Raw genomic sequence first — 21,934 nt, forward strand, 5'->3', positions numbered from 1 at the left:
TGGCATATCCTTTTCTCAGATGAGAATTGCGGCGCGTGAACAACGCCATGATATGCCGCCCCTCAGGGGCCATCACCAACTTTTAGCTATATCTCGCGCGCCCACAAGCGCGAGGCGTTCAAAATCAGCGGCATGGCGAAAGCCCAGGGACGCGTCCTGCCAGGCCGCCGACATGTCCCATCCCCGAAAGTCCGAATCCGCATAGAATAATACCCGCAGCGTGCCATGTTCGCGGAAAAGCTCCTCGAGCTTGGGCAGAAATTCCGCATAGTCACTTTCGTGAAGCATGCCGGTGACATGCAGGCCGACAATGCCTGCGCTGCTGAGAACGGAGTTGCGACAGGAGCACCTGAATTCTCTGTGCAAGACAGCAGTGGACATACTTGGCGGGCAATCATCATCGCACCTGTGCAGCGTCCTTGGAGGTGGTGGCGATACAGATATTTTTCAGGTCATCATCATTGAGCCGACAGAAGTCGGTATTTTTCTTAAATCCACGACCAGCCCGACAGATGCTTTGTGCTGTGTCTGCTCTCCTTCGATCAAACTGCAGGCTTTCATTGCTGGCGCGCGCCATCATCTCGATGAGATCGGGCAGGACAGATGATATTTCATCAGTTTACCGTATCTTCCGCAGCTTTGCTCATGGTCAACGATACGTTCAAATTGGAATACGGGTTGGAAGCGCCTTTGGAGGCTCTCAAGACATTGGCGCTCGCAGAACGCGCCTCGAATGCAACCTCTTTGCAGAGTCAGGCTGAACCCAGTCGTGTTGGCCAGTGCATCATGTACTCTGGGCATCCCGATGAGGGACACACAATTTTCTGTGCATCCCAAACGGACAGTCTGGCCCTTTTATTCTTGACCAGTGACGTTCTCGAAAAAGTGCTTAATTTCTGGATGTCTCGGTCTGGGTGATGGAACTTGCCAACAGTCGGGTTTGGACGTTCCGGTTTCCTGGCATGGGTCGGCGCTTTTGCTCCTGAAGTTCTTCAGAGCGACGGTTGAAAAGAACCTTACTTGCCTCCTGTTCGCCCCCCATTCTTCAACCCGTTCAGCGCCCCGAAAGCGAAGACAGGCGAACGGCGGTGATTGGGGGAGTCTTTGCGCTTGCGCCAACTTTACAAAACCCGCCATCAAGAAAGCATTCGCGCCCTGGTCGACCGAAAAACTGCCTTCCCCGAGCCGCTTCAGTCAGTTCAGCGCCGTAAGCTGATACCCCGGCGCGGCCACCGCCTGAACGGTTGTGATAGGATCTCGTCCGATCCATGTGGTGCGCTCGATCACAAGCAGCGCACTTCCAACATTTGTCGACAGATGTCTGGCACTCTCGCCCTCGGCATTCATGGCGTAGAACCGCACATCGACGCGGCTGTAGGGTTTGTTGCGTACCAGCCATTCGTTGGCGCTCTCAACTTTCAGATCAACATCCAGGATGCCAGGCGTCGATCTGGTATCAATCCATCGGTCCTCAAAGATATAGGGACGATTGTCGGCAAGATGCAGTGCCCTCACATGCAGCATCTGGGCGGGTTGTTGGATGCCAAAGCGTGTCATCACTGACATTGGACTGTCCTCCATCGCGTGGCTGATCAGCTGGTAGTCATATTTGCTACCGCGCTGTTCCACCTCGCGCCTGGTTATCGGAATATCGAACGTCGCACGGGTGACGGGATCGGTCCTGACGTGCGTACCGCCCTTACGTTTACGCTCAACCAGGCCAATCTGCGACAGATCCTGCATCGCGCGATGCACCGTGGTGCGCGCGCAGCCCAACTCGGTCGCGATGTCTTCGTCCCGAGGCAGCTTGTCACCGGGCGCATAGGTCCGGCTCAGGATGCGCGCGCGGATTTCGTCGCGCACGTCGGTCCAGGAGAGGCGTGTTCGCCCGGTCAAATGCTGGTCTCCAATTGGCGCATCGTTGTTTTGAAGTTGAGGATTATTTCATCACGTCTGAAATGGCGACCCTCCTTAACAATATGCCGTCCTGCGCTCCAGACATCTGAAATGCAGCTCTGCCCGCCCCCACCGAAAATCAGACTGTCGAGCACGGCGTCGCCCTGCCGGTTGCAAAGCCATTGGTTGTCGTCATCAAGCCCGACCAGATCCGCCAAAGCGCCCGTTTCGATCCGGCCACTCTGGCGTCCGCCCGCCTGCGCGCCGCCTTTGGCCGCGGCCTCGAACAAGACGCGCCCGGTCGAGCGGTCCTGCGTCGCCAGCGCCGCGCGGGACAGGTCGCGCAGACGCTGCGAATATTCCAGCGTCTTGAGTTCCTCGAACAGCGTGATGTGGACGTTGGAGTCAGAGCCAAAGCCGATGGCCCCGCCCTGCCCCAGATAGGTTGTGCCGTTGAAAATACCGTCGCCAAGGTTCGACTCCGTCAGGGGGCAAAGCCCCGCAACCGCGCCGGTCTTGGCAAGGGCGATGGTCTCGGCCTCGGTCATCTGGGTGCAATGGATCAGGCACCAGCGCTCATCAACCGCATGGTTGGCCAACAGCCATTCGGTAGGGCGCGCACCAAGATGGGCCCAAACCTCATCCACCTCGGCCACCTGTTCAGCCAGATGCATGTGGATCGGGCCAGAGGTCGCCTGCGCAAGAATCGCAGAAAGACCGGCGGGGTCGACCGCGCGCAGGGAATGCGGTGCAAGCCCTGAGTTAAAGTCTTTCGGACCTGCGGCGGCGGCCGCAACGGCACCTTCGTGCAGGCGCAGGAAACGCTCGGGGTCATTGCCAAAACGCTGTTGACCCCCGTTCAGCGGGCGCAGATCGCAGCCGCCGTATTGGTAGTACACCGGCAAGAGGGTCAGGCCGATCCCGGATTGCACCGCTGCCGCAACGATCCGCTCCGACATCTCGGCAAGGTTGCCAAAGGGCACACCGCCAACATCCTGATGGAGGTAGTGGAATTCGGCGACCGAGCCATAACCGGCCTCCAGCATCTCCATGAACACCAGCGCAGCAATCGCCTCAACATGGTCAGGCGTCAGTTGATCGAGGAACTTGTACATCAAACGCCGCCAGCTCCAGAAGCTGTCGCGGGGGTCCGGGCCCCGCGCTTCGGTCAGCCCCGCCATGGCGCGTTGAAACGCATGACTGTGCAGGTTCAGCGGGGCCGGAAGCAGCAAGGCAACGCACTGCGTTGGCGCTTGGCCTTGCGGACCGACTTTGGCGATTCGACCGCCCGCGTCGACTGCAATCTCAAGGTCGCTTTGCCAGCCCTCTGGGGTAAGCACTTGTTTTGCGTGAATGATCTGCACGGCAACAACTCCGTTGACATTAATAAGTAACTACATATTAATATTAAGTAAGATTTAATACAAGGATTCATGATGGCACAGCCCTATGTCATGACCGGCCTGACAGCCGCCACGATGGATCAAGACTCTGGCTATGGCCTTGTGCCGGATGCCGCGATTGTCGTCGCGGGTGAGAGGATTGACTGGGTCGGCCCCGCGTCAGACCTGCCCTCCAACTATGCCGGATTTGACCGTCAGAGCCATGACGGGCGCCTCGTCACCCCTGCGCTGATTGATTGCCACACGCATATCGTGCATGGCGGCAATCGCGCCCGCGAATTCGAGATGCGGCTGAACGGGGCGAGCTACGAAGAGGTGGCCCGCGCGGGCGGTGGGATCGTCTCGACCGTTGCCGCAACGCGCAGCGCCACCCAAGACGACCTGCTGGCAAGTGCCCTGCCCCGTGTGGATGCCCTGATCGCGCAAGGCGTCAGCGTGGTTGAGGTGAAATCCGGCTACGGCCTGGACCGCGAGACCGAACTCAAGATGCTGCGCGTCGCACGTATCCTGGGCCAACAACGCCCCATTCGCGTGGTGACAAGTTTTCTGGGGGCCCATGCCGCGCCAAGCGGCACCAATCCCGACACCTATATCGACAGCGTTTGCCTGCCGACGCTGGAGGCCGCCCACGCCGAGGGGCTGGTCGATGCGGTCGATGGATTCTGCGAAGGTATCGCCTTTGACACGGCACAGATCGCCCGCGTATTTGACAAGGCGCGTGCGCTTGGATTGCCCGTCAAACTTCATGCCGAGCAACTCAGCCACATTGGCGGCACGGCTCTGGCGGCTGAATATGGTGCCTTGTCCGCCGATCATGTGGAATATGCGAGCGCAGCCGATGCCGCAGCCCTTGCCGCCGCAGGCACCGTCGCCGTCCTGCTGCCCGGCGCATTCTATAGCATTCACGAAACCCAGGCACCGCCCGTTCAGGCGTTCCGCGATCACGGTGTGGCAATGGCCGTGGGGACGGACTGGAACCCCGGTTCCTCGCCTTTGGGCTCGATACTGCTGGCGATGAACATGGCCTGCACGCTGTTCCGCATGACCCCGGCCGAAGCACTGGCAGGCACCACGCGCAATGGTGCGCTTGCCCTCGGGTTGGGAGATTGCGGCGTCATCGCACCGGGGATGCGCGCCGATCTGGCGATCTGGAACGTCAGCGACCCGGCGGAATTGTCCTATGGCATCGGCATCAACCCGCTGCACCAACGCATTTTTGGAGGTGCCCAATGACCCAGACCCTGGCCCCCGGCCTCACCACTCTGGCAGAGCTGGAAACCCTCTGGCGCGCAGGGGAGGCTGTGCAACTCGATCCCTCGGCACGCGCAGCGGTCGAGGCATCGGCCAGCGTTGTCGCCGCCGCAGCACAGGGCGACACGCCCGTCTATGGCATCAACACCGGCTTTGGCAAACTCGCCTCGGTCCGGATCGCGCCAGACGACACCGAGACCCTTCAGCGCAACCTGATCCTGTCACATTGCTGTGGTGTGGGCGAGCCGCTGGAGCCTGCGACCACCCGCCTGATGATGGCGCTCAAGCTGTTGTCGCTGGGGCGTGGCGCCTCGGGGGTGCGGTGGGAGATCTGCGCGCTGATCGAGGCGATGCTGACACGCGGCGTTCTGCCGGTGATCCCGGTGCAGGGCTCGGTCGGCGCCTCGGGCGATCTGGCCCCGCTGGCGCATATGGCGGCCGTGATGATCGGGATGGGCGAAGCGACCTATCAAGGGCAAACGATGGCTGGTGGCGCGGCCCTCGACAAGGCCGGGCTGACCGCCGTGGTACTTGGTCCCAAGGAAGGCCTTGCGCTGATCAACGGGACGCAGTTTTCGACGGCGCTCGCGCTTGCCGGACTGTTCGAGGCCTGGCGCGCCGCGCGCGCGGCGGTGGTGACATCGGCCCTGTCCACGGACGCGATCATGGGCTCGACTGCGCCGCTCAACCCGGCCATTCATACCCTGCGCGGGCATCAAGGCCAGATCGAGGTCGCAGCAGCCATGACCCGCCTTTTAGACGGCAGCGTGATCCGAGACAGCCACCGCGAGGGGGACACGCGCGTGCAAGACCCCTATTGCATCCGCTGCCAGCCGCAGGTGACGGGCGCGGCAATCGACCTGTTGCGTTTTGCCGGTCGCACGCTGGAAATCGAGGCCAATGCCGTCACCGACAACCCTTTGGTGATTGCGCAGACCGGCGAGATCCTCTCGGGCGGCAATTTTCACGCCGAACCTGTCGCCTTTGCCGCCGATCAGATCGCGCTCGCCCTGGCGGAAATCGGCGCCATCGCGCAGCGCCGCGTGGCTCTGATGGTGGACCCGACCCTTTCGTTTGATCTGCCCCCCTTCCTGACGCCTGAACCGGGGTTGAACTCTGGCCTGATGATCGCCGAAGTCACCACTGCGGCGCTGATGAGCGAGAACAAGCATCTGGCGAACCCCTGTTCGACCGACAGCACGCCGACCTCTGCCAATCAGGAGGATCACGTCAGCATGGCCGCCCATGGCGCGCGCCGTCTTGGCCGCATGACCGCCAATCTTTCAGTCATTCTGGGGATCGAGGCGATCTGCGCCGCGCAAGGCATAGAACAGCGCGCACCGCTGGTCACCTCGCCGCCGCTGCAAGCCGCCATGGCCAGTCTGCGCAGGCACGTCCCGAGCTTGCAGCAGGACCGCTATCTCGCCCCCGACATCAAGGCGGCGGCGGTGTGCATCACCAATGACGGCCTCGCCAAAGCCGCCGGTCTGGAGATGCCCCTATGAGCCTGATCGACATCACACGCGGCGATGGCCCGCTGGTGCTGGGCCTGCCCCATACCGGCACCGACATTCCCGCAGATTGCCTTGGGCGCCTCAATGACAGAGGCCGCGCCATGGCCGATACCGATTGGCACATTCACCGCCTTTACAACGGGTTGGCGGCCGATGTGACCACGGTCCGCACGCCGATTCACCGCTATGTGATCGACGTTAATCGCGACCCCTCGGGCGCCAGCCTTTATCCCGGTCAGAACACCACCGGGCTTTGCCCGCTGACCGATTTCGACGGGCTGGCGATCTATCTCGACGGGCAGGAACCGGATGCGGAAGAGACAGAGCGCCGCCGAATTGCCTATCACGCGCCCTATCACGCCGCGCTTGGCGCAGAATTGGAGCGTGTGAAGGCGCAGCACGGCTTTGCGTTGCTTTACGATTGCCACTCGATCCGCTCGCATATCCCGTTTCTGTTCGACGGCACGCTGCCGGATTTCAACATCGGCACCAATCAGGGTGTGACCTGTGCCTCCGACATCGCCACCCAAGTCATGAAGATCTGTGAAAACGCAGGGGGTTACACGGCAATCCTCAACGGGCGTTTCAAGGGCGGCTGGACCACGCGCCACTATGGTCGCCCCGCAGAGGGTCTGCATGCCATCCAGATGGAACTGGCCCAATCCACTTATATGATCGAGCGCGCCCCGTGGAGTTACGTCGACGACATCGCCGAGCGCACCCGCGCGCACCTCAAAACCATTCTGCAAACCCTGTCCGACTGGAGGCCTCAATGAGCGATCCTCGCAAGAACACGCGCGATATCTACCCCGCAACCGGCACGGAACTGACCGCCAAGAGCTGGCAGACCGAGGCCCCGCTCCGGATGCTGATGAACAACCTGCACCCCGATGTGGCCGAGAACCCGCATAAGTTGGTGGTTTATGGCGGCATCGGGCGCGCGGCGCGCACATGGGCCGATTTTGACTGCATCGTTGCCAGCCTCAGGGACCTTGAGGCGGATGAAACGCTGGTCGTGCAATCGGGCAAGCCGATTGCAATCATCAAGACCCATGCGGACGCGCCGCGCGTGTTGATTGCGAACTCCAACCTTGTTCCCCATTGGGCGACGTGGGACCATTTCAACGACCTCGATAAGAAGGGTCTGGCGATGTATGGCCAGATGACTGCGGGCTCGTGGATCTATATCGGCAGCCAAGGCATCGTGCAGGGCACCTATGAGACCTTTGTCGAGGCCGGCCGCCAGCATTACGACGGCGACCTGACGGGCAAGTGGATTCTTACGGGCGGTCTGGGTGGCATGGGCGGCGCGCAACCTTTGGCGGCGGTGATGGCCGGCGCCTGTTGTCTGGCGGTCGAGTGTAACCCCGACAGCATCGACTTCCGGCTGCGCACGCGATACGTCGATGAGCGCGCTGATACGCTGGACGAAGCACTTGAGATGATCGAGCGCTGGACAGCGGCGGGCATGGCCAAGTCGGTGGGCCTTTTGGGCAATGCCGCCGATGTCGTCCCCGAGCTATACCGGCGCGGCGTCCGCCCCGATCTGGTGACGGACCAGACCAGCGCCCATGATCCGCTGCACGGCTATCTGCCGCAGGGCTGGACCATGGCCGAATGGAAAGCCAAACAAGACAGCGACCCGAAAGCCGTTGAAAAAGCCGCCCGCGCCAGCATGAAGGTCCATGTGGCCGCGATGGTCGATTTCTGGAACGCAGGCGTGCCGACGATGGATTACGGCAACAACATCCGTCAGGTTGCGCTTGAGGAAGGGCTGGAAAACGCCTTTGCGTTCCCCGGCTTCGTGCCCGCCTATATCCGTCCGCTGTTTTGCAGGGGCATCGGACCGTTCCGCTGGTGCGCGCTGTCGGGTGATCCCGAGGATATCTACAAGACCGACGCCAAGATGAAGGAACTCTTTCCCGAGAACACGCATCTTCACAACTGGCTCGACATGGCGCGCGACCGGATCGCCTTTCAGGGCCTGCCTGCCCGCATTTGCTGGATCGGTCTTGGGGATCGGCATCGCGCGGGTCTTGCCTTCAACGAAATGGTGGCAAGTGGCGAATTGAAAGCCCCCGTGGTGATCGGTCGCGACCATCTCGATAGCGGCTCGGTCGCCTCGCCCAACCGCGAGACCGAGGCGATGAAGGACGGCTCTGACGCGGTCAGCGACTGGCCTCTGCTCAACGCTCTGGTGAACACCGCCAGCGGGGCCACATGGGTCAGCATCCATCACGGCGGCGGCGTCGGCATGGGCTTTAGCCAGCATTCCGGCGTGGTGATCTGCGCCGACGGCACGCCCGAGGCCGCCAAGCGGATCGAGCGCGTGCTCTGGAATGATCCGGCAAGCGGTGTCTGGCGGCACGCGGATGCCGGGTATCAGGAGGCGATCGACTGTGCCCGCGAGAACGGCCTGCGCCTGCCGCGCATTCTGGGCTGATGCAAACCATTCAAGGCCGCGACAGACGGTCAACGACCCCAACAAACCGCGCATTCAACATGGAGAAGACAAATGGATCGACGTAAATTTCTGGCCACGGTCGGCATTGGCGCTGCGGCAACGACCCTCGCGGCACCCGCCCTTGCGCAGGATGTGCGCAACTGGAAGCTGGTTTCGGCGTGGCCCAAGAACCTGCCTGGCCCCGGCGTCGCGGCACAAACGCTGGCCGACCGGATCACCACACTGTCGGGCGGGCGGATCAAGGTGACGCTCTATGCCGCCGGCGAAATCGTGCCCGGCAATGGCGTGTTCGATGCCGTGTCCGAAGGCACAGCCGAGCTTTACCACGCCGTTCCCGCCTATTGGGGCAGCAAATCCAAGGGCATACTGCTATTTGGCTCGCAGCCCTTCGGCCTGCGCGCGGACGAGCAATTCGGCTGGATGTATCACGGCGGCGGTCAGGCGCTTTATGACGAAATGTATGGCCGCTTCGGCATCAAGCCGTTCCTGTGCGGCAACTCGGGTCCGCAATGGGCAGGCTGGTTCAAAAATGAGATCAAGTCTGTCGAGGATCTCAAGGGCCTCAAGTTCCGCACCACCGGCATCGCCTCGCAGATGGCGGCGAAACTGGGCATGGCGGCCGAGTCTATGAGCGGCCCGGCAATGTTCCAGGCGCTTCAGACCGGCGCATTGGATGCCGGCGAATTCATTGGCCCGTGGACGGATTCCGCGCTCGGCTATTATCAGGTCGCGCCCTATTATTACTGGCCCGGTGTGGGCGAGCCCTCCTCGGCCGAGGAATGCGGCGTCAATGCCGAAGTGTTCGCGGAATTGCCCGATGACCTCAAGGAAGTCGTCACCCAGGCCTGTCAGGGCCTCTATAACCCGGTCTGGACCGAATACATGACCAAGCACGCGCAATCGCTCAGGACGCTGGTATCGGAACATGGCGTGCAGGTGCGCAAACTGCCCGACGATGTGATTGCGGCCATGGGCGTCGCGGCGCAGGAGATCATGCAGGAATACCTGGCGGATGACGACGCGCTTGTGGTTCGCATCACCGAAAGCTTCATCGCCTATCGCGATCTGGTCGGCGGCTACATGAGCTATGCCGATAACGGCCAGATGAACGCCCGCGCCGGGGTCTTTGGCTATTGAGACCACGCTGGCGCGCGGCCCTCGCGTCGCGCGCCACACGTTCAATAATTCCGGGGGCGGTGATGCTTGTTTTAGCCAACGCAATTGACCAGATGAACCGCGCCGTCGCCAGCGTGATCCGGTGGCTGGCGCTGATCATGGTACTGGTGCAGTTCTGCATCGTCATCGGGCGATACGTTTTTGGCTTCAATTCCATCGCGGCACAGGAAAGCGTGCTTTACATGCATGCCGCGCTGTTCATGCTTGGCGCCGGTTTCACGCTTTTGGTGGACAAACACGTTCGTGTCGATGTGTTCTATGCCAAGGTCAGTCACGTGGCGCGGCGGCGGATCGATATTTTCGGCCACCTGTTTTTGCTGATCCCCTCGATGACCGCGCTGCTCTACTGGTCATGGCCATCGGTGCGCAATTCCTGGAAGATCCTTGAAGGCCCGATATCCGTCGGCGGCATCGAGGCGGTGTTCCTTCTCAAATCTCTGATCCCGGCCTTTTGCATCCTGATCCTTTTGCAATCCCTGGCGCTTCTGGTGCACCTCTTTCATGAAAAGAGCGCAGCGTGACAGCCTATCTTGACCTGATCATGTTCGCCGCCCTCATGGCGGCGATCCTGTCCGGCTTTCCGGTCTCGTTCAGCATTGCCGGTGTTGCCGTCGGTTTTGCCTATCTGGGCTGGATGCTCGGGATCATGGATGTCTCGCTTCTGGGAGCTCTGAGCCAGCGGGCCTTTGGCCTGATCGGCAATCAGGTTTTGATCGCCATCCCGGTCTTCGTGCTGATGGGGGCGATCCTTGAAAAGAGCAAGATCGCCGAAGAACTTCTCGACACCATGGGGCGCAGTTTTGGCCAGCTGCGCGGCGGCCTCGGCATTTCGGTGGTTCTGGTCGGCGCGCTTCTGGCGGCCTCGACCGGCATCGTCGGGGCCACGGTGGTGGCCATGGGCATGATCGCCCTGCCGACCATGCTGCGCGCGGGCTATAACCCGGCACTGTCCGCTGGCATCGTCTGTACGGCAGGCACGCTGGGGCAGATCATTCCACCCTCTACCCTGCTGATCATTCTCGCCGACGTGATGTCGAACGCCTATCAACAAGCGCAATACCAACAAGGCAAATTCTCGGTCGAGGCCCTGTCGGTCGGTCAGTTCTTTGCCGCCGCGATCCTTCCGGGGCTGCTGCTGGTCACGCTCTACCTGCTCTATATCCTGATCCGGGGCGCGCTGCGCCCACAGGACATGCCCCCTGCCGATATCGGCCTTGCGACACCCGACCGCCGCGAGGTCATGGCCGCGATCATCCCGCCCGTTCTGCTTATCTTCGCGGTACTTGGCGCGATCCTTGGCGGTATCGCCACACCGACCGAAGCCGCCTCGGTGGGCGCAATCGGCGCGCTGCTGATGGCGGGGCGCAAGATCGGGATCAATCCGAAACTGATCCTGATTGGGGCAGCGGCTCTGGTGGTGTTGGGCTTTATGGCCGGACTATATCCTGTGCGCCTGCAACGCGACGACAACGGCGCTCTGGAATGGATGATCGGAGTGTTCTATGCCCTGCTCGCAATTGTCGGTCTTGGCGCAGTCATTCTCGCGCTGCGCGCGTCCATTCGGACAAAAATCATCCATGACGCGCTGAATTCCACACTGACCATGACCGCGATGATATTCGCAACCATCCTTGCGGCGGGCTTTTTCTCGCTGGTCTTCATCGGCCTTGGCGGCGAAGAGCGTGTGGCGCATCTGCTGGAAAACCTGCCCGGCGGGCCGAATGGCGCCCTTCTGTTCGTAATGCTTTTTGTCTTCGTGCTTGGGTTCTTTCTGGATTTTGTCGAGATATCCGTGATCGTCCTGCCGCTCGTGGCGCCATCCCTGATCGTGATGGGGCATGATCCGATCTGGCTTGGCGTTCTGCTGGCGATCAACCTGCAAACCAGCTTCCTTACCCCGCCGTTCGGGTTCTCGCTGTTCTACCTGCGCGCCGCCGCCCCTAAGGAAATCACGACCGGGCACATATATCGCGGCGTTGCGCCCTTCATCGGCCTGCAGGCAATCGGCATCCTTCTGGTCTGGGCGCTGCCGTTTTTGGCAACCTGGCTGCCTGAAGTACTTTTCTAAGCCCGCCATAGCTCTCGGAACCATCCGAGAGCAGGTGACACAATGAACGGCGGGCAGTCCCTCAGTAAGACTGAGCGACGCCGCCGAACCTCGCCCATAGCCTGCCTATGTTCGATTTCATGTTGCATGTAAGGTGGGGTTGCTCGTGAGACATCAGATTTGTTGATTATAGCTTTTCTCTGAGTGCTTCGTAAGGCGTCTTCCCTTTGTGTGCGCCATGCGGTCTGTGGAAGTTGTAGAAGCGCTCCCACTCGTCCAGTTTGGCTTCCAGATCGACATCGCCTTTGTAGCTGAGCAGTTGGTAGAACTCCTGCCCGTCAGAGCGGTGCGATCGTTCCACTTTGCCGTTAAGCTGTGGCGTGCCGCGTTTAATATAGGCATGGCGGATCCCCAGATCTTCGACGTGCCAATGGAACTTTGCCTGGAACTCATGGCCGTTATCTGTACGTATCTCACGGATGCGGAAAGGGAACTTTTCGATAATGTGATCGACGAAATCGATTGCGTTGGCCTGGGTGTGTTTTTTGTAAATCTTTAGAGCCCGGACCCGTGTGGCGTCATCGATTGCCGTATATTGAAAGCGTCGCACCTTCTCACCCTGTTTACCTTTGAAAGTCAGGAACTTGACGTCCATCTGGATGTGATGTCCCGGAACTTGTTTTTGATACCGCTTGGTGTGGACCTTGCGCATGCGGGTTCCCCGAGGAAGCCGATTCAGGCCATGACGCCGAAGGATGCGCGAAACGGTCGCGTCAGACATCTTGATGTCGTGATAGCGCGCAAGATACCAAACGATCCGCATTGGCCCGAGGTGATACTTGCGACGAAGGTAAAGAACCTTCTCCTCGCGCTCAGGCGGCGTCCTGTTGGCATGCCATTTAGGGATGGGTGGCGCATTGATCAGGCCAGCTTCTCCGTGTTCTGCATAGGCCTTGCGCCAACGGTAGAAACTGGCACGACCAATCCCGAAATAACGGCAGGTCTTGGCAACATGGCCGATCTCTTCGGCGTATCGCAGTATCCGTAATTTACGCCCAATCTCGCGTTGATCCTTGTTCATGAACATCTCCTTCTTCCCAAATCTGGGACGTTAAAAGAAATGTCTCGCGAGTAACGGCATATCTACAATGTGCGATTTGATCGACCAGCCACTCGGTTGCGGCTTCTGGCGCGCTAGCGTCAAGCCCATGCCCGACCCTCGCCCCCCACTGGCGCACCCGCCTGGCCTGATCATCCAGACTGCGCGGGATCGCCACCAAGAGCGCCGGGGTGTCAGTGCTCGCCAATTCCAGCACCGAATTGTATCCAGCGGTCGAAATCACCAGATCCGCCGCGCGAAACACATCGTTCAAGGCAGGCCCCGGATCAAACACCTCGTCCGCCAGGTCGAGCGAAGACAGCCCTGCGCGCGGCCCCAAAGCCTGGCGTATATGCAAGCGGTGCCCGACGCGCCTGCGCGTCTCGGCGATGATGTCAACCAGCATCGGATAAAGCACAGCGCGGGTTGACGGCGTGCCGCCGCCACCGGTCGCCACAACTATACCGGCGGTTTTATCGTTGGCCGAACGCGGGCCGGACGGGCGCAATATCCATCCCACGGGTTCAACGGCACGCGTAAAATCCGCCCCGACATCCGGGCGCCAATGCAACGCAGGATTGGGCAGGATGATAGCATTCCAGGGACGCCCGTCATCACGGGCGAAGTCCGGCAAAAGGCTGTCAGGCGTTTCGCGCAGGATCAAAACGCTCGGTCCCGTGTAGGCCGCGATGCCCGGCAGTTGGAGCGTATCGAGCACCGCCAGATCAAAGCCCCCTGCCCCAAGGCAAGCCGCCATATCGGCCCGTTCGCTTACAACGATCTCGGCAAAAACACTGCGATCGCCTTCGGACAACCCATCCGGCGCGGCATTGGTGATCAAACAGGCAACGATATCCGGCGCCAGAGCGCGCAGGCGTTTGCCAATGGTCGCAAGGCGGCGCAAGTGGCCCAGCCCGGACCGGGAGGTCCCAAGAAACGCAACGCGCTTGATCGACATTGAAACTTTCCGCTGATGTCTTTGCATAGGGGATAAAATGCCAGCGAAGCGGCAGCCGAACCATCGCAAGGCCTGCTGAAGATGTGTGAAATGCCCCAATTCAGCGCTACGCGTGGGAAAGCGGCGGTATCGGAGGATGTCCGGCGCTGTGATGTGGCGAAGCCGCCAACAGATAGAGGCAGCGCGCCGGGGGGCTGGTCTTTCATTCAGTCAACCAGCCCGTAAAGGGATCTAGAATTTGGTACTTATTTCAATGCCGAAAATCCCGGCTGTATCTTTCGTGCCCGAAAAGGCATCACCGGGCAGAAACACACCGCCATACAGATTGATATCGACTGCCTCGAACTCTCTGAGGCCGACGATCAGGTCGAGTTCGTGCCCAAGATCGCGGCTATCACCGGTTGGTCTCTGCTCCAGCGCGCTATCGCGCAGGCGGCGGGATTTCTTGTGCTGGAAATTATAGTGATAGACAAAATCCACCGAGGACTCCTTGAACAAGTCAAACCCAAGGCCCAGGGTCACAATCCCAAGATTGCTAAGCTCGGGGTCAAAGACCTCGCCGTAATATTTGACGCTGGTCTTGCCGCCAAAACGCACTGAATTGCCCTCAAGACCGGTCTGGCGAAACGCCCCGTCGCGCCCCGAGCCATCATCGCCCGAACCGAAGGCAAAGCCGGCTGTCAGGCGCGGGTTCGCGCGCATGGCCTTGAACGTCTTGGTCAGCCCGACATCAAACCCGTAACCTCTCACCGAGCGGTTGCGCTCGCTGCCGCGGACATGAGCAAGCTCGGCCCAATACTCAATGTCATTGTCTGTGCTGCCGAAAAGCGAGGTGCCCAGCCACAACAAATCCGCATTATTGCGATCGCGGCCCATCTGGTAGAGGCCATAGAGGCTGCCGACCGCATCCCCCGGCAGGTTGGCATGGGCGCGGGCATAGAAATTGTCAGGCTCATCGTTATCATGGTCGTCCAGCAGATCCTTTTTCAGGATCTGCTCGCGGGCGTACATCAGTTCAAACGCAAATCTTTCGCCACGTCGGAAAAAATGCACGCCGTCCAGTTCTTCGTCAAGCAACCATTCGCGTTCATCGGAAACCGACCAGCGGCCAAAAGTCAGCGCCTGATTGCGGTCCTGGCTGCGAAAGGTGATATAGGCCTCTTCCACGTCAAGAATGGCGTCGCGGGCGTTCTCTTCCCCACGGCCCAACCGCTCGGTTGACAGATTGAATTCGAGATAGGACCGAACCGTGTCGCCGTCGTCATAAAGCAGGCCCAGATCGACCTCGATTTTCACCTCATCCTCGTCCTCGTCATCGGCAAGATCAAGATCAAGGTTTTGCGAGCGCTGCGCCGTAAGCTCTGCAGCGACCCCGACCGAAAGGCCCTTTGACAGCTCCCTGGTGACATGCGGCTTGTCGTCTGCATGAAACTCGATCCAGTCCAGCCGGTCCTTGGCCGTAGCTGCGCCAATTACCCCCAAGGCAAGCGCAACAGACGTTACGGCGACACCAACGGCATTCGGGGTAAATCGGGTGTGCGCTCGTGTCATTTTACAAACACCTGCCTCTTTAATATGACTTTTGGGCCAAATAGGCGCTCCAAATCATCTTTCAGGCGCCAGTCGTTCCAGACTGCAATAGCTGTCAAAAAATCCTTCGGCATCGGACGAAGGTCTGGCGATGTCTGTATTTGAAAAGACAGAGCCCGCCCGGATCGTGGCGCTCTGCTAAGACAATTGGCCGAAATGTCATAAGGTCTTTGTCCGATGTAGCGCGGCCAGGTTGGCAATCGCCGAACGACACACCGTCGCAGGCGAACAACACCAGCAAGAAACATCCGAAGCACAAGATCTGGCCCTATGTGTTGCGAAACGCGGTGATTGATCGGCCCAACCAGGTTTGGTGCGCTGACATTCCCTATATCCCGATGCGTCGCGGGGTCCTTTACGTGGTCGCAATCATGGATTGGCACAGCCGAAAGGTTCTGGCTTGGCGGTTATCAAACAGCATGGAGGCGGACTTCTGCGTTGACGTCTTGAAAGAGGCATTAGCCCAACACGGCAGGCGAGAAGTCTTCAACACGGATAGTCATATGATAGTCTCATGTTCTCGGGTGGTTTGTCTCAAACACTGATCGACCGTTCGCTGGCGATCACTGAAGTATGAATGCGTCTGTCTGAATGCCTTTGAGACAGGTTCAGAAATGCGGGCTGGGATCATCAAATGGCTGGCCTGCTACAACGCTCAGCGCCCGCATTCGACCCCCGGCATATTGACCCCTGATGAGGCCTATGGGCATCTTGTCCCTCAATGCCCAACGTCGAATTGCGCTCAAAATCCCATGTCTGTCACTCCATCCCCCCGACACATCCCGTCAGGGGCAAGGTTGCTCATGGGTCATTTCCCAGTGACACTTCCGACCTCTACCGGCTCAGTTTTGAGTGACATTCAAACTATCAGCCGCTTAGTGCCGAGACTCCCCGCCACAGGCGTGATGAAGCGCTCCGCAGCGCTTGACTGCCTGGTGACGAGGCCACTCGGTGCAGATTTCCCGACCCAACCCTTCATGGTAACAGAGCCTTTTCCGGCACGTCGGGCGCCAGCGTCCCTCCGGCCGAGACCTTGTCGGGGTGCCGCGCCATTCTGGACGGCCAGGCCGACGACTGGTCGGAAAGCTAACTATATATGCTTGGCACACTGGCAGTCGCCTGCAAGAAGGAAGCTGCGGCATGAGATTGCGGATCGTGCCCCCCTGTCCGTCGTTGTGGACGAGGATGCCGACAGCTTGCGGGCTCAGGACGCCAGCGGCAGCTTCGGCATTCGGCCCGGTCATGCTCCGTTCCTGACCGCGCTCGCGGTCCCCATACTCAGCTGGAAAACCGCCGGGCGCGAGCGGTTCTGCGCCCTGCGCGGCGGGGTGCTGACCGTGACCGGTGGCACCACAGTCGCCGTCGCCACCCGCGAAGCGGTGGCCGGCGACGATCTGTCCACGCTGGACGCGCAGGTTCTGGCCCGTTTCCAGTCGGACGCCGACGAAGAACGGATTGAGCATGTCGAGACGGTTCGTTTGCAAATGCACGCCACCCGCCAAATGATCAGCCGGTTGAGAACGGGCGCAGACACGGGAGAGTTTCGATGACCAAGAACCCATCAGAGCCAACCCAAACCTATCCTTTGGTCGAGGAAATCCGCAAGCATCGCAGCCGTGACGAGAAGTGGCTGCGAGAGGGTGACATGCCCGTCGGTCGTCGCCTGGCGCAGATCGGCGTGTTTGGCTGGATCTTCGTGGTGCCGACCCTGGCGGGCCTGTTCTTCGGACGCTGGCTCAATGTGCATTTTGAAACGGGCATCTTCTGGAGCGCCCCGTTGATGCTGCTCGGGCTTTGCATAGGCGGCTGGACCGCTTGGAAATAGATGAACGCACGATGACCAATCTCTCAACTCTCCCGCTAATCGTCCTTCTTCCGTTCTGCTTTCTTGGCGGTCACTTGAGCGGATATGGCTATTTCCGCGCGCTTCGCGAGACCGCCCATCTCCTCGTCAACGGGGGTGAACCCCTTCGCGCGATCGCCCTGACCTAGGGCGCATTTCGCTTCTGGCCACCGCGTTCTTTCTCGCCGTGCTCTTGGGCGGGTTTGCCCTGCTGGCGGCGTTTTCGGGGGTCCTCTGCGCAAGGTGGATCATGCTCCGCAGGATGCGGGAGATCCAAACATGACCTCTCCCCTCGACTCCACCGTCCTGTTCCAGATCGGGCCGGTTGCGATCACGCAAGCGATCGTCACGACATGGGCGATCATCTTGGCCAAGGCCAAGGCGGCCGCGGACACAGTCGCGAAAGCCGCGCGGAAGGAAAACGCGACAAGGGCCGCCGATCTGTCGGCCGAGATTGCAGCGCGGCTCCTGGGCCGGTTCAACACAGCCGAGGTTCAGGCGGCGTTCCTTGCGCAACTTGTTGAGGCCATCGTCGGCATGTCCGACTCCGACCGAACAGCGCTAATAGCCTCGGCAGACGACATCCAAATCATCACTGCGACAGACCCGGAGGGAGCGGAAAGGGCCGAGATTGAACAAGCGGTAAAGGATGCGTTGGGCGGCACGCCCGGCTTTCGGCTTGTCACCGATCCCGACCTGATCGCCGGGCTGGAACTGCGCCACGCGCATTTCGTTCTGCACAAAAGCTGGCGGGCCGACCTCGAGAACATCCTGAAGGAGGTCGAGAATGCCGGTTGACACACCGGACTGGTTCGCCTCGGCGCAATGCGCAGTGCGTCGCGCGGCCCTCGGTCCACGACCCGAACACAGGGGCCGTGTCAAAGGGATCGGGGATGGTGTGGCGATGATCTCGGGCTTGCGCGACGTGCGGCTGGACGAGGTTCTGCGGTTCGAGCGTGGCCAGTTCGGGTTCGCACGCGTTCTGGACCCAGATCTGATCGGCTGCATGTTTATTGACGCCGCGACCAGGGTCGAGGCGGGCGATGCCGTCTTCGGCACGGGCGAAGTGGTGAGCGTGCCCGTTCGCGACGCCCTGCTCGGGCGGATTGTCGACCCCCTTGGCCGCAACCAGACGCCGTCAGCGCCAGTTCGATCATATCCGTCACATCCTCGGCCCGCATGTCGGTGCAAAGCTACCGGGCAATGATGTAGCGGCTGCACTCATCCAAAACCGTGCAGAGATAGTACCATCCGTCGTGCAAAAGGCATGCCTCTGGCGCGGCCAATGATCTTGAAGGAGGTGAAGTCGCTCTGTCACATCTCGTCGATGGCGGTTGTTTTGTCTTTGCCCGGCTTTGACGACCGGCTGAGCGACGAAGAGGCCGCCACGCTGGCCACCTTCCTGCGGCAGGCATGGTGCAACAAGGTCGGCGCGGTCTCATCCGCTGATGTCGCCGATCTTCGCGACAAAGAGGTCGCGAACCAGGCGGACATCGCGCAATCACCGATCTGCACGCCGTCGCGCGCACGCCTCCCCATGGCACGGTCGATGTCCTGCTTGTAGATATCGACGCCAGCCATGACATGATTGACGAGGTCACAGGCAGAGCGATCCTCGCGGGTGCGAGGGTTCTGGCGGTTCGACGGGCGGACATGCCTGCTCAGCGATAGACGATCCCGTCGTCGGTGATGATCGCCTGCCCCGTTATGTAGTCGGAATCCGGTTCAGCAAGGCCCGAAACCAGTGCGGCAACGTCGTCCGGGGTCTGTGCCCGCCCCAGAGCTATTCCGCCCGCCTATTTGCCGTAGATCTCGTCGATGTGCGGACCAGTCAATTCAGAAAACTGCCTGTCGATCCCGACCCACATGTCTGTCCCGACGATGCCGGGACAGTCGGCATTCACACTGACGCCGTCACTGGCATATTCCCTGGCTGCGGCCTGTGTTAGCGCGCGTACGGCGAACGTCGTCGCCGAACAGACGCCCTGCGTCTCATATCCATCATGCCCAGCAATCGACGACACATTGATGATCTTGCCCTTGTGGCCCAGCGATTTGAATTTCGCAGCGGCAGCCTGAATCCCCCGGAGCCCCCCTTGGATATTGATCTTCAGGATGAGCTTTACATCTTCCGGCGTGACATCTGCGATCGGATCGACCTGCGCGATACCGGCATTGTTGACCATGATGTCGAGCCCGCCAACCGTCTTTTCGGCATGCTCGACCGCTGCGTAGACCTCCGCACGGTCGCTGACGTCGGTCCTGAATGTTGTGGCCTTGCGGCCAGGCTCTTCAATCTCGGCAGCGACGTCACCCGTCGTATCGGTATTGATGTCGACAACCGCGATGTCGCCCCCCCCTTTGCCATACGCAAGGCAATGCCACGCCCGTTCCCTTGCGCCGCACCGGTCACAAGCGCCACTTTTCCATTGATTTTCATTCTTTAATTCCTTTTGCTTCAGCGAAACGAACACGTCGCTTTGATGGCATGCCTCCATCTGATCGTAAAAGAGACCGCCCGGCGCTAACGCGGATCAGCACCCGGTCGCGAAACCTGCCTTAAGCGACGTCCCAGCAAGAAAGCTTTTGCCTTGACCAACCCGCAGATCCTGATCTTCGCAATTCTCGCTGCCATGCTGGGGCTGTTCCTGTGGGGGCGGTTTCGCCATGACGTGGTTGCGTTGGCTTCCCTTTTGGCCTGCGTCATCTCAGGGTTGGTTCCGTCAGGAACGGCCTTCGCTGGCTTTGGCCACCCGGCGGTGATTACGGTGGCCTGTGTGCTGGTGCTCAGTCAGGGGTTGCGCAACACAGGCGCCGTGGATTGGCTGGCGCGCAGCATCCTGCCGAGTGATGCCGGACGGATCACGACCATGCTGGCGCTGATCGGGCTGGGTGCATCGCTGTCGGGCTTCATGAACAACGTGGGCGCGATGGCGCTTTTGATGCCAATCGCAGTGCAGGTGTCGGACCGGCTGAATCTCACGCCCGGACAGATCCTGATGCCGCTCGCCTTCGGCACTATTCTGGGGGGCATGACCACGCTGGTGGGCACGCCGCCGAATCTGATCGTTTCGGGCTTTCGCGAAGAGGCCGGGCTGGGGCATTTCGCCATGTTCGACTTTGCCCCTGTCGGAATCGCGGTTGCAACCCTGGGCGTTCTCTTCGTTGCACTCATCGGTTGGCGCCTGGTGCCTGCGCGCAAATCTGCCGCTGGCGCCGATTTTGACACCGGCACCTATCTGACCGAAGTGCGCGTGCCAGAGAAAGGCAAGGCTGTCGGGCTGACCCTGCGCGGCTTTGAGTCCGAGATCGAGGACAGTGGCGCACAGATCGTCGGCCTGGTGCGAAACGAGGTGCGCATCACCGCGCCGCATGGTGCGCGCCACATCCACGCGGGTGACGTTCTGGTGCTGCAGGCCGATGTCGACGCATTGGCCGAAGCGCTGTCGGTCTTCGACATCACGCTTGAGGCGCATGAAACAGCCTCGGATAGCAAAGACGAAACGGCAGACGACGCATCCGAAAAGACGCCCCAAAAGGCTAAAGCGGAAATCGCCATCAGGAAGGCTGACAAGGTCGAAGACGCCGATGAGAGCGATCAAAGTGACGAGGACATCGTGCTGCGCGAACTCGCCATTCTGCCGGGCGCGACCATCGTCGGGCGTTCGGCGAGCGATCTGCGGCTGCGCACGCGTTATGGGCTCAATCTTCTGGCCGTGTCGCGCGAAGGACGCCAGCCACAGGCGCGGCTTCGCAAGCTAAAGCTGAAATCCGGCGATCTGCTGTTGATGCAGGGCCCGGTCGAGATGATGGCCGAATTCATCAACGATACCGGCTGCGTGCCGCTGGGTGAGCGCGAGCTGCGCCTCCCCGACAAAAATATGGCGATCATTGCGGGCGCGATCATGCTGGGAGCGATCGCCATTGTGACGCTGGGCCTGCTGCCTGCACCCCTGGGCTTTGCGTTTGGGGTTCTGGCCTCGATGCTGTTGCGCACGGTCCCCCTGAGGAAAATCTATACGTCGATTGATTGGCCGATCATCGTTCTGCTGGCCGCACTGATCCCGGTTGCGGGCGCGATGCAGACGACCGGGGCCGCCGATCTGCTGGCGCGGCTTCTGGTCGAGACCATCGCACAAGGCAACCCTGTCGCGGCATTGGCAGTGGTGTTGATCACCACCATGTTCCTGTCGGACGTGATGAACAACGCCGCCACCGCGGCCATCCTCTGCCCCATCGCCCTTGGAATTGCCGCCACACTTGGGGTAAATCCGGACAGTTTCCTGATGGCCGTCGCGATCGGCGCCTCCTGCGCCTTTCTCACGCCAATCGGACATCAGAACAACACCTTGATCCTTGGCCCCGGTGGCTTCCGCTTCGGTGATTACTGGCGGTTGGGACTTGTGGTCGAGGTCCTCGTGGTCGTCGTCAGTGTGCCGCTGTTGTTGATCGTCTGGCCATTGTAGATCCGCATGGTGAGGCGCTCCGGGATGATTGCACAGGATCTGTCGGAAGGTATCCGTTCTTCGCCGGCGGCCGGATCGCAGCCTGTCTGCGCAGGGAGGCAACATCCCTGAGGTGCTATCGGAGATAGCCATTCAAACTGGGTCATAACGTCAAGCTGATCCCACCAGCTTATGTGAAGCCCTACGTCAAACGTGGCAAGTCAGACGCTGTTGATGCTGCGGCCATC

The 21,934-nt window shown here is 60.5% G+C and carries 20 protein-coding genes and 4 pseudogenes; 16 read left to right on the forward strand and 8 right to left on the reverse strand.

The genetic code is table 11. The features are described 5' to 3' along the window. Positions 1 to 72: 72 nt before the first annotated feature. Positions 73 to 288 (reverse strand): SpoIIAA family protein, encoded by a 216-nt coding sequence (locus tag BUB78_RS18505; RefSeq protein WP_073200704.1) that lies wholly within the window; start codon positions 286 to 288, stop codon positions 73 to 75. 22 nt (positions 289 to 310) lie between these two features. On the opposite strand from BUB78_RS18505, the gene BUB78_RS20480 reads away from it, so the two are divergent. After that, on the forward strand, positions 311 to 607 hold the full coding sequence (locus BUB78_RS20480; protein ID WP_073200706.1) for a hypothetical protein: 297 nt from the start codon (positions 311 to 313) through the stop codon (positions 605 to 607). A 587-nt stretch (positions 608 to 1,194) separates the two neighbouring features. Here the strand turns inward: BUB78_RS20480 and BUB78_RS18520 are convergent. Further along, a complete protein-coding gene (locus BUB78_RS18520) occupies positions 1,195 to 1,896 on the reverse strand; it encodes a histidine utilization transcriptional repressor HutC (protein WP_073200710.1) in 702 nt (233 codons plus the stop codon). Next, entirely contained in the window at positions 1,893 to 3,260 is a 1,368-nt protein-coding gene (locus BUB78_RS18525) for a formimidoylglutamate deiminase (protein ID WP_073200712.1), read from the reverse strand. Before BUB78_RS18525 ends, BUB78_RS18520 begins: the two co-directional genes overlap by 4 nt. Positions 3,261 to 3,332: 72 nt before the next feature. On the opposite strand from BUB78_RS18525, the gene hutI reads away from it, so the two are divergent. The 7 genes from hutI to BUB78_RS18560 all read left to right on the forward strand — a co-directional run bounded on the left by hutI (position 3,333) and on the right by BUB78_RS18560 (position 11,772). Continuing rightward, entirely contained in the window at positions 3,333 to 4,532 is a 1,200-nt protein-coding gene (hutI, locus tag BUB78_RS18530; RefSeq protein WP_084732960.1) for an imidazolonepropionase, read from the forward strand. Beyond that, the gene (gene hutH / locus BUB78_RS18535; protein WP_073200714.1) at positions 4,529 to 6,055 is read left to right on the forward strand and encodes a histidine ammonia-lyase; all 1,527 of its coding nucleotides are present in this window, start codon (positions 4,529 to 4,531) and stop codon (positions 6,053 to 6,055) included. The genes hutI and hutH overlap by 4 nt, the downstream gene beginning before the upstream one ends. Before the next feature lie 2 nt (positions 6,056 to 6,057). Then, positions 6,058 to 6,840: an N-formylglutamate deformylase gene (gene hutG, locus BUB78_RS18540; protein WP_073200738.1), complete on the forward strand. Its 783-nt coding sequence runs from the start codon at positions 6,058 to 6,060 to the stop codon at positions 6,838 to 6,840. Then, positions 6,837 to 8,507 (forward strand): urocanate hydratase, encoded by a 1,671-nt coding sequence (gene hutU / locus BUB78_RS18545; RefSeq protein ID WP_073200716.1) that lies wholly within the window; start codon positions 6,837 to 6,839, stop codon positions 8,505 to 8,507. Before hutG ends, hutU begins: the two co-directional genes overlap by 4 nt. A 72-nt stretch (positions 8,508 to 8,579) precedes the next feature. After that, positions 8,580 to 9,665, forward strand: coding sequence for a TRAP transporter substrate-binding protein (locus BUB78_RS18550; protein ID WP_073200718.1), 1,086 nt, complete (start codon positions 8,580 to 8,582; stop codon positions 9,663 to 9,665). Between the two features lie 62 nt (positions 9,666 to 9,727). Next, positions 9,728 to 10,225 (forward strand): TRAP transporter small permease subunit, encoded by a 498-nt coding sequence (locus BUB78_RS18555; protein WP_073200720.1) that lies wholly within the window; start codon positions 9,728 to 9,730, stop codon positions 10,223 to 10,225. Continuing rightward, positions 10,222 to 11,772 (forward strand): TRAP transporter large permease, encoded by a 1,551-nt coding sequence (locus BUB78_RS18560; RefSeq protein WP_170865111.1) that lies wholly within the window; start codon positions 10,222 to 10,224, stop codon positions 11,770 to 11,772. Before BUB78_RS18555 ends, BUB78_RS18560 begins: the two co-directional genes overlap by 4 nt. Before the next feature lie 166 nt (positions 11,773 to 11,938). Here the strand turns inward: BUB78_RS18560 and BUB78_RS18565 are convergent, their stop codons facing one another. The 3 genes from BUB78_RS18565 to BUB78_RS18575 all read right to left on the reverse strand — a co-directional run bounded on the left by BUB78_RS18565 (position 11,939) and on the right by BUB78_RS18575 (position 15,359). Continuing rightward, a complete protein-coding gene (locus BUB78_RS18565; protein WP_084732956.1) occupies positions 11,939 to 12,832 on the reverse strand; it encodes an IS481 family transposase in 894 nt (297 codons plus the stop codon). Beyond that, positions 12,801 to 13,808: a glycosyltransferase gene (locus tag BUB78_RS18570; protein WP_073200724.1), complete on the reverse strand. Its 1,008-nt coding sequence runs from the start codon at positions 13,806 to 13,808 to the stop codon at positions 12,801 to 12,803. The genes BUB78_RS18565 and BUB78_RS18570 overlap by 32 nt, the downstream gene beginning before the upstream one ends. 231 nt (positions 13,809 to 14,039) lie before the next feature. Further along, positions 14,040 to 15,359 (reverse strand): alginate export family protein, encoded by a 1,320-nt coding sequence (locus BUB78_RS18575; RefSeq protein WP_073200726.1) that lies wholly within the window; start codon positions 15,357 to 15,359, stop codon positions 14,040 to 14,042. A gap of 269 nt (positions 15,360 to 15,628) precedes the next feature. Here BUB78_RS18575 and BUB78_RS21620 point away from each other — a divergent pair. The 6 genes and pseudogenes from BUB78_RS21620 to BUB78_RS18605 form a co-directional block, all read left to right on the forward strand. Beyond that, positions 15,629 to 15,895: pseudogene (locus BUB78_RS21620) on the forward strand (DDE-type integrase/transposase/recombinase); the annotation flags it as partial. Positions 15,896 to 15,964: 69 nt separating this feature from the next. Beyond that, positions 15,965 to 16,078 (forward strand): annotated as a pseudogene (locus BUB78_RS21625) (integrase core domain-containing protein); the annotation flags it as partial. Positions 16,079 to 16,498: 420 nt separating this feature from the next. Continuing rightward, positions 16,499 to 16,948, forward strand: a complete 450-nt coding sequence (locus BUB78_RS18590) for a F0F1 ATP synthase subunit epsilon (RefSeq protein WP_281248906.1) — start codon at positions 16,499 to 16,501, stop codon at positions 16,946 to 16,948. Further along, complete coding sequence (locus BUB78_RS18595) at positions 16,945 to 17,223, forward strand: AtpZ/AtpI family protein (protein WP_073200729.1); 279 nt, start codon at positions 16,945 to 16,947, stop codon at positions 17,221 to 17,223. The genes BUB78_RS18590 and BUB78_RS18595 overlap by 4 nt, the downstream gene beginning before the upstream one ends. A 297-nt stretch (positions 17,224 to 17,520) precedes the next feature. Further along, positions 17,521 to 18,039: a F0F1 ATP synthase subunit delta gene (locus BUB78_RS20790; RefSeq protein ID WP_073200731.1), complete on the forward strand. Its 519-nt coding sequence runs from the start codon at positions 17,521 to 17,523 to the stop codon at positions 18,037 to 18,039. Continuing rightward, the gene (locus BUB78_RS18605; RefSeq protein WP_181444381.1) at positions 18,029 to 18,448 is read left to right on the forward strand and encodes a hypothetical protein; all 420 of its coding nucleotides are present in this window, start codon (positions 18,029 to 18,031) and stop codon (positions 18,446 to 18,448) included. Before BUB78_RS20790 ends, BUB78_RS18605 begins: the two co-directional genes overlap by 11 nt. Here BUB78_RS18605 and BUB78_RS20495 read toward each other — a convergent pair. Next, a pseudogene (locus tag BUB78_RS20495) lies at positions 18,366 to 18,555 on the reverse strand (DDE-type integrase/transposase/recombinase); the annotation flags it as partial. The gene BUB78_RS18605 and the pseudogene BUB78_RS20495 sit on opposite strands and share 83 nt — an antisense overlap. Here BUB78_RS20495 and BUB78_RS20795 point away from each other — a divergent pair. Then, positions 18,527 to 18,805: a hypothetical protein gene (locus tag BUB78_RS20795; protein WP_073200733.1), complete on the forward strand. Its 279-nt coding sequence runs from the start codon at positions 18,527 to 18,529 to the stop codon at positions 18,803 to 18,805. The pseudogene BUB78_RS20495 and the gene BUB78_RS20795 overlap by 29 nt on opposite strands. A gap of 97 nt (positions 18,806 to 18,902) precedes the next feature. On the opposite strand, the pseudogene BUB78_RS18615 reads toward BUB78_RS20795, so the two are convergent. Then, a pseudogene (locus BUB78_RS18615) lies at positions 18,903 to 19,739 on the reverse strand (SDR family oxidoreductase). A 93-nt stretch (positions 19,740 to 19,832) separates the two neighbouring features. On the opposite strand from BUB78_RS18615, the gene BUB78_RS18620 reads away from it, so the two are divergent. After that, complete coding sequence (locus BUB78_RS18620; protein ID WP_073200734.1) at positions 19,833 to 21,707, forward strand: SLC13 family permease; 1,875 nt, start codon at positions 19,833 to 19,835, stop codon at positions 21,705 to 21,707. Positions 21,708 to 21,934: the final 227 nt, after the last annotated feature.

The organism is Roseovarius marisflavi (genome assembly GCF_900142625.1).
GTDB lineage: Bacteria > Pseudomonadota > Alphaproteobacteria > Rhodobacterales > Rhodobacteraceae > Roseovarius > Roseovarius marisflavi.